Here is a 12,844-nt window from a genome sequence, read left to right as displayed (position 1 = left end):
GTCGTGCTGTCCCCCGTGCCCCTGTCGTGCTGTCCCCGTGCCCCCCTCGGGCCGGCCGTCCCCGTGTCAGGCGCCGGTCAGGGCGAGTGCCAGTTGTCGGGCTTGACCGTGGTGTCGTCGCCCTTGACCTTGGGCTCCTCGGTCTCTTCGGTCTCGACGACTTCCGGTTCTTCCTCGACGGTGGAGCCGGACTCGGGTGCCGTCTCGCTCATGGTGCCTCCCCTGTGGGTGGAACTGGGCCGATACGAAGCCCGCCTGGCAACGACCCCCGTGCGCTACCAGGCGGGCAGCTCTTGCAGTGATGGAATCGTGGCAGGCGTCGATAATCAACCGATAAACGGAACTGTTGATGTCCTGTATCAGCGGTGTTGCGTGGTGCGGAACCGCTACACGGCGATCGCCGGGGCGGCCGGACCGTGCAGCAGGCTCCGTACCTCGTCGGCGTCGGGGGAGCCCAGCGTGACGAAGGCCGCCAGGGCGTCCCGCCAGCAGGCGCGGGCACGGTCCACCTGGCCCGCCCCCGCGAGGGCGCGACCGAGGACGGTGAGCACCTTCGCGCGGTAGAGCTCGCCCCCGAGGTCGCGCAGCGCGTTCAGCGACTGCTCGGCCAGCGCCGCCGATTGGCGGTGGGCGCCGGAGGACAGGTGCACCTCCGCCATGCGGAAGAGGGACATGGCCTCCCAGAAGCGCTGCCGGGCCGCCCTGAAAGCGGGGAGCGCCTCGGAGAGCGCCGCCAGGGCCTCCTCGCGGCGGCCGGCCGCCGTCAGCGCGATGGCGAGTGCGTACAGCCCGTTGCCGAGGCGGAATCCGGCCCGCAGGTCACGGTAGATCGACAGGGCCCGCTCCGCCGAGGCCACGGCGGCGGAGACGTCCCCGAGTTCGATCTGCGCGCGGGACAGGTTGCTCAGCGCGGCGGCGCCGCCGTGCCGGTTGCCGTCGGCCACGAAGGCCTCCAGTGCCTGGGAGTGGTGGTCCGCGCAGTCCTGGAAGCGCCGCCACGCGAGGGCCACCATCCCGCGCAGATTGGGGGCGTAACTACTGGTCAGAGCGTCGCCCACGGCCCGCCCCAGCACGAGGCTGCGTTCGGCCTCCCGGTCGGCCTCCTCCAACTGTCCGGCCAGGATGTACTGCTGGCCCAGCAGCACGCGGGCCCGGCCCTCCACGAGCGGTTCACCGCAAGCGTCGGCCGTCGCGACGAGGGCGCGCGTCGCCTGCTCGTATTGGCGCGCGTAGATCCCGGACTCCATCAGGTCCTGGCTCACGAGCAGCAGGTCGACGGCCCGCCGCATCGGGCCCTCGCAACCCCCGGCGGCAGCCTGCCGGACGGCGGCGACGAGACTGGGCGCCTCGGTGAACAGCCAGTCCAGGCCCTCCTCGCGGGAGCCGAACGGCAGTCCCCCGCGGCCCACGGGGGCGAGGTGCGCGAGCAGGCGGTCGCCGGGGTTCTCCAGCTCGTAGGCGCACATTGCCGACGCGAGGTAGAAGTCCAGCAGCCGGGACACGGCGGCGCAGCGGGCGTCCTCCCCCTCGTGGCGCTCGGCGCAGTCGCGGGCGTACAGGCGGACCAGGTCGTGGTAGCGGTAGCGGGCGGGTGCGGCGGACTCGATCAGGCTGATGTCGACCAGAGTCTCCAGCAGTTCCTCGGCGTCGTAGACGTCCAGGTCGAGGACGGCCGCCGCCGCCTCCAGGGAGATGTCCGGGCCGTCAGCGAGGGCCAGCAGGCGGAAGGCGCGGGCCTGCTGCGCGGTGAGCTGGCCGTAGCCGAGTTCGAAGGTGGCCTTGACGGCGAGGTCGCCGGCCTTGAGCTCGTCCAGGCGGCGGCGTTCGTCGCTGAGCTTGCGGGCGAGGAAGGCGACCGTCCAGGTGCGGCGGGTGGCCAGGCGGGAGGCGGCGATGCGGATGGCGAGCGGCAGGAAGCCGCAGGCGGCGACGACGTCGAGGGCGGCCTGGCGTTCGGCGGCGACGCGCTCCTCCCCGACGATGCGGGTGAAGAGCAGCAGGGCCTCTTCCGGGCTCATGACGTCGAGGTCGACCAGGTGGGCCCCGGCCAGGTCGACCATGCGGACCCGGCTGGTGATCAGCGCGGCGCAGCCGGGAGTGCCCGGCAGGAGGTGGCGGACCTGGGCGGCGTCGTGGGCGTTGTCCAGCAGGGCCAGGATCCGGCGGCCCGCGAGGGTGGATCGGTAGAGCGCGGCGCGGTCGGCGAGGGACTCGGGTATCGCGGAGTCGGTGACGCCGAGGGAGCGCAGGAAGGAGGCGAGCACCGTCTCCGGTTCGGCGGGCCGGGCGTCGGTGCCCTGGAGGTCCACGTAGAGCTGGCCGTCGGGGAAGGTGCCCGCAACGGCGTGGGCGACGTGGACGGCGAGGGTCGTCTTGCCGACGCCGCCGATGCCGGCGACGGCGGAGACCGACATGACCCCGCCGTCCACCGAGGCCGCGCCCAGGCGTTCGGCGAGCTCGCGGACGAAGGCGTCCCGGCCGGTGAAGTCGGCCACGGTGGCGGGCAGCTGGGCCGGCCGCACCGGCTCGGCGACCGCCTCGGCCTGCGGGACGGGCGGCGGCAGCAGCGACGGGTCGGCCTCCAGCACGCGCTGGTGCAGCTCGGTGAGCTCGGCGCCCGGGTCGACGCCCAGCTCGTCGTCGAGGAGGCGGCGGGTGTCGGCGTAGACGCCCAGCGCCTCGGCCTGCCGCCCGCTGCGGTACAGCGCGAGCATCAGCAGGGCACGCGGTCGTTCGCGCAGCGGGTGCTCCGCCGACAGGACGGTGAGTTCGGAGACGGCCTCGGCGTGGCAGCCGGCCTGCAGGTCCAGGTCGAGGCAGCTCTCGGTGAGCTGCAGCCGCCATTCCAGCAGGCGGGTGCGCTGGGTCTCGGCGTACGGGCCGGGGAGCCCGGCCAGGGGCTCGCCGTCGAAGAGGGCCAGCGCGCCGCGCAGTTCCTCGCGGGCGGTGGCCAGGTCGCCCGCCGCGCGGGCCTTCTCGGCCGCGGCCTGGTGCCGTTCGGCGAGGACGAGGTCGAAGCCGTCGCCCGGGTGCAGCACGTAGCCGCCGTCGACGGTGGCCAGGGCGTCGGCGCCGAGGGCCTTGCGGAGGCGGAAGGCGTAACTGCGCAGCGCCGCCAGCGCGGTGGGCGGTGGGTCCTCGCCCCAGACGGCGTCCAGCAGTTCCTGCGCGGTGGCCGTGCGGCCGCCACGCAGCAGCAGCGCGCCGAGCAGCGCCTTCTGCTGTGGCGACCCGGCGGAGATCGGCTCCGTGCCGCGCCAGGCCCGCACCGGGCCGAGGACCGCGAAGCGCAGCGCTCCGCCGTGGTCCTTACCGCTTGCCATGCCTGCCCCCAGGTGCCGCCGTACCTTCGCGACGAGCGCGTATATCGATCGTTCATCACGAGCCGGAACAGTCTTCACGGACGGCGGGACCATCCCGATCGGTTCCGCCGCTTGTGCCAGTTTGCCGCCTCAACCTGTACGCGGTCACCTATGGGTGGCTTTCGGGAGGGGCGTTCCAGGGAGTAGCGGGGAATGTTCGGTCCAGTTTCATGTGAAGTGCGGGCATATGCCGTCGGTCTGACGGGTGTTCCGTCCGGGGAGGTGGGGAGCCGCCCATGTGCTCGCGTTGTGTGCCGCAGGCCGTGAGCGGACCGCGGAGCCGCAGCGGCGGTGCGCCGGCGCCCTCGGTGTACCGGCTGCCCGGTCCCGCCTTGCGCCGCCGGGCCGTCCGGCATCCGGAGGGGCGACCGTACGCGCCGTACGACTGCGACTTCGCCGCGCTGGACCGCCGTGCCCGCGCGGTCGCGGCGCGGCTGGGACGGCTGGTGCCGCCGGGCAGCCGGGTGCTGCTCGCCTATCCGCAGGGCGCGGACCTCGCCGGGGCGTTCTACGGCTGCCTGTACGCCGGGATGGCGGCGGTGCCGCTGGTCGGCGGCGGCCCGGACGGGGCGGGGACGGTCGCGGAGGCCGTCGACCGCTGCCGCCCCGCGATGGTGCTCACCGGTGCCGACGCGTGGACCGCGCTCTCGGTGGACCGCTCGCGCACCCAGGTCGTGGAGGCCGACGGGCGCCGGGTGGGCGGTGAGCCGGTCGACCGCCTGGCGCAGGAGTGGCGCCCGGTCGGCGTCCTGCGCACGGCGCCCGGCTACGAGCGGTACGTCGCCGACGGGCTGGGCGGGGGCCGCATGGAGCCCGCGCTGCGGCACGGCGACCTCGCGGACGCGGTGGGTGAGCTGGCGGTCGCGGCGGGCCGGGGGACCCCGGAGGACAGCCTGGGGTGGATCGCCTCCGTGCACGGGTTGGAGGACGCGGTGTGGCGCATGCTTCTGCTTGCGCCGGGCGGCGGGGAAACCCCAAAGCGCAACCACAACGGCGCCGCACACAAAGACGGGCCGCCCACAGACCTACTGACGACCCGTCAGATTCGCGCTACCGTGAGCCCATGGAGACCTTCCCGAGGATCATTTCGGTGGACGACCACACGGTCGAGCCCCCCGGCGTCTGGCGGGACCGGCTCCCGTCGGCGTACCGGGACAGCGCGCCGCGCATCGTGCGCGCGCCCCTGAGGTCGATGACCTTCGTCGGGGGCAGGTTCACCCCGCGCATGGGTGAGCCGGGTGACGAGGGTCCCGTCGCCGACTGGTGGGTCTACGAGGACCTGCGGCGCCCCCTGACCCGGCTGGACACCGCCGTCGGGTACAGCAGGGACGAGGTGCGGCTGGAGGCGATCACCTACGAGCAGATGCGCCCCGGTTCCTACAGCGTCCCCGAGCGGCTGGCGGACATGGACGTCAACCACGTGCAGTCCGCCCTGTGCTTCCCCACCTTCCCGCGGTTCTGCGGCCAGACGTTCACCGAGGCCAAGGACCGGGAACTGGGGTTGCTGTGCGTGCGCGCCTACAACGACTGGATGGTCGAGGAGTGGTGCGGCCCGCAGGCCGGGGGCCGGCTGATCCCGCTCACCCTCATCCCGTTGTGGGACGCGGATCTGGCCGCCGCGGAGGTGCGCCGCAACGCCGAGCGCGGGGTGCGGGCGGTCTGCTTCTCCGAGATCCCGCCGCACCTGGGGCTGCCGTCCGTGCACACCGACGCGTGGGACCCCTTCCTGCGTGCCTGCGACGAGACCGGCACCGTCATCGCGATGCACATCGGCTCCTCCTCGCGCATGCCGTCCACCTCCGCCGACGCGCCGCCCGCGGTCGGCTCCACGATCACCTTCGCCAACTGCTGCTTCTCCATGGTCGACTGGCTGATGTCGGGGATCTTCGACCGCTTCCCCTCCTTGCGGATCATGTACGCGGAAGGCCAGATCGGCTGGATCCCGTACATCCTGGAGCGCGCCGACGTCGTCTGGGAGGAGAACCGGGGCTGGGGCGGCGTGGCCGACAAGGTGCTGCGGCCGCCCTCGGAGCTGTTCCGGGAGCACATATACGGGTGCTTCTTCGACGACGCGGTGGGCCTGCGCAACATCGACGCGATCGGTGTCGGCAACGTCCTGTACGAGACCGACTACCCGCACTCCGACTCGACCTGGCCCAAGTCCCGTGAGGTCGGCGAGGCCCAGATGGGGCACCTCGCCCCGGACGTCGTCGAGCGGATCGTACGCGGCAACGCGATCGAGCTGCTGGGGCTGACCCTGGAAGGTTTGTGGTCCGGGCAGGGCGGGGCCGCCGGCTGAGGAGGTCCCGCCTGCTGTCGGCGGCCGCGTCGCGCACGGTGCGCGGCGCCTGGTGGGCTTCTCCCGTCATCCGGGAGGACGCCGACGGCCCGCGGCTGTCGGCGTTCGGCATCGGCGCGCCCTTCGACGGGTTCGCCGCGCGCTGACCGGCGCCGGCGCCGGCCCGGCCCGACCCCTTGTCTGACGGACCGTCAGGTCCGACCATGGCGGCATGACCAAGACCGCGTACGGCATGCAGCTGCCGGTGCAATCGCTCAGCACCCTCTACGCGGAGCCGTGGGAGGCCGCGGCGCCGCCGGGCGACCTGGTGGACGTCGCGCGGGCGGCGGACCGGCTCGGCTTCGCGTACATCGGGTGCTGCGACCACGTGGCGATCCCGCCCCGGCTCGCCCCCGCGATGAGCCCCACCTGGTACGACCCGGTCGCCACGCTGGCCTTCCTGGCCGCCGTGACGACGCGGGTGCGGCTGCTGAGCCACGTCGCGGTGATCGGACTGCGGCATCCGCTGTTGACCGCCAAGCAGTACGCGACGCTGGACCACCTCTGCGGCGGCCGGCTGATCCTCGGGGTCGGGGCCGGGCACGTCCGGGAGGAGTTCGAGGCCCTTGGGGTGGACTTCGAGCGGCGCGGGCCCCTGCTGGACGAGGCGATCGACGCGGTGCGGGCGCACTTCGCGGCGGGGGAGCAGAAGCCGGAGCCGGTGCAGCGCCCGGTCCCGGTGTGGGTCGGGGGGTCGTCGCCCGCGGCGGTGCGGCGCGCGGCGCTCAAGGGCGACGGCTGGCTGCCCCAGGGGGACTCCCGGAAGGCCATGCCAGCGCAGATCGCCCGGCTGCGGGAACTGCGCGGCGGGACGCCGATCACCATCGGGGTGATCGCGGAGCCGTTGTACGTCGGCGAGCCGGGGTGGCCGGTGGGGCGGCGCACGCTGACCGGGAAGCCGCAGGCGGTGGCCGAGTCGCTGCGGGAGTACGGCGCGATGGGGGTGGACCAGATCCAGGTGAGGTTCCGCGTCCGGGGAGCGGCGGAACTGCTCGACCAGATGGAGGCGTTCGCCGACGGCGTGGCGCCGCACCTCGACGCGTAGGGAGTGACGGACATGGGCAAGCTGGACGGCCGGGTCGTGCTGATCACCGGCGCGGCGCGTGGGCAGGGCGAGCAGGAGGCGCTGCTCTTCGCGGCGGAGGGGGCGCGGGTCGTCCTCGGGGACGTGCTGAACGAGCGGGGTGCCGCCGTGGCGGAGGGGATCGGCGGCGACCGGGCGCGCTACGTCCACCTGGACGTGACGAGCGAGGCGGACTGGGTCGCGGCCCTGGACGTCGCCACCGAGGCCTTCGGGCGGCTGGACGGGCTGGTCAACAACGCCGGCATCCTGCGCTTCAACGAACTCGTCGACACCCCGCTCGCGGAGTTCCAGGAGGTCGTCCTGGTCAACCAAGTCGGTGCCTTCCTGGGGATGCGCACCGTGGCCCCGCTGCTCGCGGCGGCCGGCGGCGGCACCATCGTGAACACCGCCTCCTACGTGGCGCTGGCCGGCATGGCCGGGGTGACCTCGTACGCCGCGACCAAGGCGGCCGTCGTCGGCATGACGCGGGTGGCCGCCTTGGAGCTGGCGCCCAAGGGCATCCGGGTCAACGCGATGTGCCCGGGTGCGATCGACACCCCCATGTCCAACCCCGGGGAGGGCGTGCCCGCGGAGGCCCTGGACCAGCTGTACGGCAAGCTCGTGCCGCTCGCCCGGATCGGGCGCCCGGAGGAGGTCGCCCGGCTCGCGCTCTTCCTGACCAGTGACGACTCCTCGTACGTCACCGGGCAGCCGTTCGTCATCGACGGCGGCTGGCTGGCCGGGGTCTCGCTCTTCTGACGGCGATCGGGTATTGACCTCCCCCGCCGCCGGTGGAAGAGTCGGAGCGGGAATCTGACGATCCGTCAGAAAAGCTAGGGACGGTGAACCCCTTGGAATTCGGGATCTTCGTACAGGGATATGTGCCCAAGTTCCGCTCGGAGGTCGACCCGCAGGCCGAGCACCACGCGCTGATGGAGGAGACCGAGTACGTCGTGCAGGCGGACCGGTCGGGCTTCAAGTACGCCTGGTTCAGCGAGCACCACTTCCTCGAGGAGTACTCGCACCTGTCCGCCAACGACGTCTACATCGGCTACCTCACCCACGCCACCGAGCGGATCCACCTCGGGTCGGGCATCTTCAACCCGCTCCCGCAGGTCAACCACCCGGTGAAGGTCGCGGAGAAGGTCGCCATGCTCGACCACCTCTCGGACGGGCGCTTCGAGTTCGGCACCGGCCGCGGCGCCGGCAGCCACGAGATCCTCGGCTTCCTCCCCGGCGTCACGGACATGAACGCCACCAAGGAGATCTGGGAGGAGACCGTCGGCGAGTTCCCCAAGATGTGGCTCAACGAGGAGTACCCGGGCTTCCAGGGCAAGCACTGGTCCCTGCCGCCCCGCAAGGTGTTCCCCAAGCCGTACGGGACGTCGCACCCGGCCATGTGGTACGCCGCGGGCTCGCCGCCCTCCTACGCCATGGCCGCCCGCAAGGGCCTGGGCGTGCTGGGCTTCAGCGTCCAGAAGGTCTCCGACATGGAGTGGGTGCTGGAGCAGTACAAGACCGCGGTGCGCGACGCCGAGCCCATCGGGGACTTCGTCAACGACAACGTCATGGTGACGACCACCGCGATCGTCGCCGAGACCCGCAAGGAAGCGATCCGTGTCGCCGCGAGCAGCAACCTCAACTACCTGCAGTCGCTGGTCTTCCGCTACCACGACACCTTCCCGCGCCCGGAGTACATCCCGCAGTGGCCGGAGCTGCTGCCGACGTACACCGAGGAGCTCATCGAGATGCTCCTCGACGAGGAGCTGATGATCTGCGGCGACCCGGACGACGCGCTCAAGCAGTGCAAGCGCTGGGAGTCCGCGGGGGCCGACCAGCTGTCGTTCGGGCTGCCGGTGGGCGTCCCCTTCGAGGACACGATGCGCACGATCAAGCTGGTGGGGGAGCACGTCATCCCCAAGATCGACACGGACCCGGTGCACCGGACGACCCGCTTCCGCCGGGCGGCGTGACGCCGCGGGCCACCGACAGGGCGGCGCCTTCCCGGACCGCCGCCCGGCCCCCGTCCGGACCGGCACCGCGGCGGCGGCCCGCCGCGCCCGGGGACGGCCGGGGGCCACACCCGCGCGGCGGGCGGCCCGCCCGCGGCCCCAGCAGGAGGAGGGACCACGCATGCTCGACCACCTGATCCGCGGCGCGACGCTCGTCGACGGCACCGGTGCCCCGGCCCGTACGGCCGACGTCGGCCTGCGGGACGGCCGCGTCGTCACGGTCACGCCGCCCGGCCGGACCGAGGAGCCCGCACGGACCACCGAGGACGCGACCGGGCTGGTCCTCGCCCCGGGCTTCGTCGACCCGCACACCCACTACGACGCCCAGCTGTTCTGGGACCCCTTCGCGACCCCCTCCATGAACCACGGGGTCACCACCGTCGCCGGCGGCAACTGCGGTTTCACCCTGGCGCCGCTCAAGCCGCAGGACGCCGACTACACCCGCCGGATGATGTCCAAGGTCGAGGGGATGTCGCTGAAGGCCCTGGAGTCCGGGGTCGACTGGAGCTGGCACGGCTTCGGCGACTACCTGGACGCCCTGGAGGGCCGGATCGCCGTCAACGCCGGTTTCATGGTGGGCCACTGCGCGCTGCGCCGCTACGTCATGGGGCCCGACGCCGTCGGCGGGCAGCCCTCACCGGACCAGCTCGACCGCATGCTGCGGCTCTTCCACGAGTCCATGGAGGCCGGCGGCTGGGGCCTGTCGACGACCCAGTCCGCCACCCACTCCGACGGCGACGGCCGCCCGGTGGCCTCGCGGCACGCCCGGCCCGCGGAACTGCTCGCGCTCTCCCGGGCCGTCGGGGAGCACGAGGGCACGCAGATCGAGGCGATCGTCGCCGGTTGCCTGGACACCTTCTCCGACGACGAGATCGACCTCTTCGTCGACATGACCGTGGCCGCGGGCCGCCCGCTCAACTGGAACGTGCTGACCGTCGACGCGGCCGTCCCGGACCGTGTGCCCCGCCAGCTGCAGGCCTCCGAGCGGGCCCGCAAGGCCGGGGGCCGCGTCGTCGCGCTGACGATGCCCATCCTGACCCCGATGAACATGTCGCTCGGCACCTTCTGCGCCCTCAACCTCATCCCCGGCTGGGGCGAGATCCTCTCCCTGCCCGTCCCCGAGCGCATCGCCCGGCTCCGCGACCCCGAGGTCCGCGCGGGGATGCTCCGGCGCGCCGGCAGCCCCGAGGCGGGTGTCTTCCGCCGGCTCGCCGACTTCGGGCGGTACGTCATCGGGGACACGTACTCCGAGGAGAACCGGCGGGCCGGCGTCAGCGGCCGGGTCGTGCGGGACATCGCCGCCGAACGGGGCCAGGACCCCTTCCGCACCCTCGTCGAGATCTGCGCGGCCGACGGGTTGCGGACGGTGCTGTGGCCCATGCCCACCGACAACGACCCGGACAGCTGGGAGCTGCGCCGGAACACCTGGGAGCACGAGGACGTGCTGCTCGGGGGCTCCGACGCGGGTGCCCACCTGGACCGCATGTGCGGGGCGCCGTACACCACCCGGTTCCTCGGCGACTGCCTGCGCGGCCGCCGGCTGGTCCCGCTGGAGAAGGCGGTGCGGATGCTCACCGACGACCCGGCGCGGCTGTTCGGGCTCCGCGGGCGCGGCCGGGTCGCGGAGGGGTACCACGCCGACCTGGTGCTGTTCGACCCCGAGCGGATCGACGCGGGCACCGCCACCCTCGTGCACGACCTGCCGGGCGACAGCCCGCGGCTGGACTCCAGGGCCCGGGGCGTGGTCAGCGTGCGGGTGGGCGGCGTGGAGACGATCCGCGACGACGGGATCACGGGGGCCGTCCCCGGCCGGGTCCTGCGTTCCGGACGGGACACCCGCACGGTCCCCACGGGCGTGTGACCCCGGGCCGCCCCCGTGGCGGGACGCCGTGCCGCGGGTGTCCGTGCCGCGCGGCACGGGCATAACACTGGCCCACAGCACGGGAGGTGCGACGACGCCATGCGGATCGCCACGACGATCTTCCTGACCGACCACTCCGTCCCCGCCGTCCGGCTCGCCCGGGAACTGGAGGAGCGCGGCTTCGACGGCCTGTACCTCCCGGAGCACACGCACATCCCGGTCAGCCGCCGCACCCCCGCGCCGATGGGCGGCCCGCTGCCGCCGGAGTACGGCCGCACGCTCGACCCCTTCGTGGGCCTGTCCGCCGCCGCAGCCGTCACCCACCGGCTGCGGCTGGGCACCGGGATCACGCTGGTCGCGCAGCACGATCCGATCGTGCTGGCCAAACAGGTCGCGAGCCTGGACTTCCTCTCCGGCGGCCGGTTCACCCTCGGCGTCGGCTTCGGCTGGAACGTCGAGGAGGCCGCCGACCACGGGGTCGACTGGCCGCGCCGCCGGGAACTGGTGCGGGAGCGGATGGCCCTCATGCACGCCCTGTGGGCGCCGGAACCGACCGCGTACGAGGGCGGGTCCTGCCGGGTCGCGGCCAGCCACGCCTGGCCCAAGCCCGCGTCGGGCGGGCGGCCCCGCATCCTGTGCGGCGGCGCCGGGGGCCCCGCGCTGTTCGCGCACATCGCCGAGTACGCCGACGGCTGGATGCCGATCGGCGGGGGCGGGCTGGCGGAGAGCGTGCCGCGGCTGCGCCGGGTGTGGGAGGACGCCGGCCGGGACGCCAAGGCGCTCCAGGTCGTGCCGTACGCCGTGCGCCCCAGTCCGGGCAAGCTGGCGTACTACCGGGACCAGGGTCTGGAGGAGGTCGTGCTGCAACTGCCGTCCGCGGGAACGGCGGACGTGCTGCGCACGCTCGACGACTACGCGCAGTACACCTGACCTCGGCCGGCGCTCAGGTGCCGGGGTAGCGCTCCAGCCACGCCGCGGACGCGCCGCCGGGACCGTGCAGCGCGGGGCCCTGCGTCATCTCCATGGCGAAGTCGTCGGCGAGCTGGAGGACGGTGCCCCGGCCCTCCAGTTCCGCGGTCCAGGCCGGGGGCAGGGCGGTCTCGCCGTGCTGCACGCCCAGCAGGTTGCCGCAGATCGAACCGGTGGAGTCGCTGTCCCCGGAGTGGTTGACCGCCAGCAGCAGTCCGTGCCGGACGTCCTCGGCGACCAGGGCGCAGTAGACGCCGACGGCGAGTGCCTCCTCGGCGGTCCGGCCCGCGCCCAGGGACTCCACCCGCTCCGCGCCGGGCAGCCCCTGGCGTACGGCGCCGAGGGCGGCCTGCAGTGCCACGGAGGTCTCCTCGTGCCCGGGGCGCGCCGCGATCAGGGCCAGCGTGTGCTGCACGGCGCCGTCCAGGGCCTCGCCGCGGGCCAGGCCGTGGACGATGACGGCGAACGCCCCGGCGGCCAGGACGCCGGTGGGATGACCGTGCGTCTGCGCGGCGCACTCGACGGCGAGCTGGAACACCAGTTGCGGCTCCCAGCCGACCAGCAGCCCGAAGGGCGCGGACCGTACGACCGCGCCGCAGCCCTTGGCGTCCGGGTTCTTGGGGTCGTCGAGGGTGCCCATCCGCTCGTCGCCGAGCCCGGTCAGGCAGGCCTTCCCGGGGCCGCGGCGCGCGTACAGCCACTCCTCGCGGGCCAGCCAGCCGGCGTCCTTGCGGCGCTCGTCGGGCCCCCAGTCGTTCTGGGTGGCCGCCCAGCGCAGGTGGGCCCGGTGCACGTCGGTGGGCGGGTGCCAGGCCCCGGCGTCGCGGCGCACCTGGGCGCGTATCAGGCCCTCGGCGGTGAACAGCGTCATCTGGGTGCCGTCGGTGACGGCCCCCCGCCGCCCGTACGCCGGGACGTAGTCGGTGACCCCGTCCTTCCCGTGCGCCTGCCGCAGGGCGGCCAGGGAGTCGGACTCGACGCCGGCGCCGAGGGCGTCGCCGATCGCACCACCGAGCAGACAACCGCGTACCCGGCTGCGGAAGTCCTGCTGCTCGGCACGCCCCCATATGGCCCCGACCATGTCCGACGCCTCTCTGCTCGACCCGACCAAGCACTGTAATCGACCCAGATCGGTCGGCTTCCGGTCACGACCGGAATGTGGTCGGTCACGCATCGGCGAAGGCCCCCGCTGCCGTGGCAACGGGGGCCTTCGCCGATGCGTGACCGACCACATTCCGG

General features: G+C 73.5%; 10 protein-coding genes. 7 read left to right on the top strand and 3 right to left on the bottom strand.

Features of this window, described 5'->3' with window-relative positions:
• Positions 1-77 precede the first annotated feature (77 nt).
• Together PV341_RS38335 and afsR are read right to left on the bottom strand one after the other, a co-directional pair.
• The gene (locus PV341_RS38335) at positions 78-212 is read right to left on the bottom strand and encodes a hypothetical protein (RefSeq protein WP_500331516.1); all 135 of its coding nucleotides are present in this window, start codon (positions 210-212) and stop codon (positions 78-80) included.
• Positions 213-386: 174 nt separating this feature from the next.
• Positions 387-3,323, bottom strand: a complete 2,937-nt coding sequence (afsR, locus tag PV341_RS38330; protein WP_500331517.1) for an SARP-family global regulator AfsR — start codon at positions 3,321-3,323, stop codon at positions 387-389.
• 302 nt (positions 3,324-3,625) lie between these two features.
• On the opposite strand from afsR, the gene PV341_RS38325 reads away from it, so the two are divergent.
• The 7 genes from PV341_RS38325 (at position 3,626) to PV341_RS38295 (ending at position 11,566) form a co-directional block, all read left to right on the top strand.
• Positions 3,626-4,549 carry an AMP-binding protein gene (locus PV341_RS38325; protein WP_500360230.1) on the top strand — a complete coding sequence of 308 codons (924 nt, stop codon included), beginning with the start codon at positions 3,626-3,628 and terminating at the stop codon, positions 4,547-4,549.
• Positions 4,453-5,661: an amidohydrolase family protein gene (locus PV341_RS38320; RefSeq protein ID WP_500360229.1), complete on the top strand. Its 1,209-nt coding sequence runs from the start codon at positions 4,453-4,455 to the stop codon at positions 5,659-5,661. Before PV341_RS38325 ends, PV341_RS38320 begins: the two co-directional genes overlap by 97 nt.
• 211 nt (positions 5,662-5,872) lie before the next feature.
• Positions 5,873-6,745 (top strand): TIGR03619 family F420-dependent LLM class oxidoreductase, encoded by an 873-nt coding sequence (locus PV341_RS38315; protein ID WP_500331521.1) that lies wholly within the window; start codon positions 5,873-5,875, stop codon positions 6,743-6,745.
• Between the two features lie 12 nt (positions 6,746-6,757).
• Positions 6,758-7,522, top strand: a complete 765-nt coding sequence (locus tag PV341_RS38310) for an SDR family NAD(P)-dependent oxidoreductase (RefSeq protein ID WP_500360227.1) — start codon at positions 6,758-6,760, stop codon at positions 7,520-7,522.
• Between the two features lie 92 nt (positions 7,523-7,614).
• Positions 7,615-8,736 (top strand): LLM class flavin-dependent oxidoreductase, encoded by a 1,122-nt coding sequence (locus tag PV341_RS38305; RefSeq protein ID WP_500331525.1) that lies wholly within the window; start codon positions 7,615-7,617, stop codon positions 8,734-8,736.
• 160 nt (positions 8,737-8,896) lie between these two features.
• Positions 8,897-10,636: an N-acyl-D-amino-acid deacylase family protein gene (locus tag PV341_RS38300; protein ID WP_500331527.1), complete on the top strand. Its 1,740-nt coding sequence runs from the start codon at positions 8,897-8,899 to the stop codon at positions 10,634-10,636.
• Between the two features lie 99 nt (positions 10,637-10,735).
• Positions 10,736-11,566, top strand: coding sequence for a TIGR03619 family F420-dependent LLM class oxidoreductase (locus PV341_RS38295; RefSeq protein ID WP_500331529.1), 831 nt, complete (start codon positions 10,736-10,738; stop codon positions 11,564-11,566).
• Positions 11,567-11,579: 13 nt separating this feature from the next.
• Here PV341_RS38295 and PV341_RS38290 read toward each other — a convergent pair whose 3' ends face one another.
• Complete coding sequence (locus tag PV341_RS38290) at positions 11,580-12,686, bottom strand: ADP-ribosylglycohydrolase family protein (RefSeq protein ID WP_500331531.1); 1,107 nt, start codon at positions 12,684-12,686, stop codon at positions 11,580-11,582.
• Between the last annotated feature and the right edge of the window lie 158 nt (positions 12,687-12,844).

It is taken from the genome of Streptomyces sp. PA03-1a (assembly GCF_033792805.1).
In the GTDB taxonomy this organism is placed as follows: Bacteria; Actinomycetota; Actinomycetes; order Streptomycetales; family Streptomycetaceae; genus Actinacidiphila.
The sequence above is the reverse complement of the archived record's forward strand: the minus strand, read 5'-3'. Positions and strand labels throughout refer to the sequence as shown.

Excerpts from the sequence above, each read along its gene's own strand:
- PV341_RS38300 (WP_500331527.1), top strand. The coding sequence starts at position 8,897 with ATGCTCGACCACCTGATCCGCGGCGCGACGCTCGTCGACGGCACCGGT.
- PV341_RS38310 (WP_500360227.1), top strand. The coding sequence starts at position 6,758 with ATGGGCAAGCTGGACGGCCGGGTCGTGCTGATCACCGGCGCGGCGCGT.
- afsR (WP_500331517.1), bottom strand. The coding sequence starts at position 3,323 with ATGGCAAGCGGTAAGGACCACGGCGGAGCGCTGCGCTTCGCGGTCCTC.
- PV341_RS38315 (WP_500331521.1), top strand. The coding sequence starts at position 5,873 with ATGACCAAGACCGCGTACGGCATGCAGCTGCCGGTGCAATCGCTCAGC.
- PV341_RS38295 (WP_500331529.1), top strand. The coding sequence starts at position 10,736 with ATGCGGATCGCCACGACGATCTTCCTGACCGACCACTCCGTCCCCGCC.
- PV341_RS38335 (WP_500331516.1), bottom strand. The coding sequence starts at position 212 with ATGAGCGAGACGGCACCCGAGTCCGGCTCCACCGTCGAGGAAGAACCG.
- PV341_RS38290 (WP_500331531.1), bottom strand. The coding sequence starts at position 12,686 with ATGGTCGGGGCCATATGGGGGCGTGCCGAGCAGCAGGACTTCCGCAGC.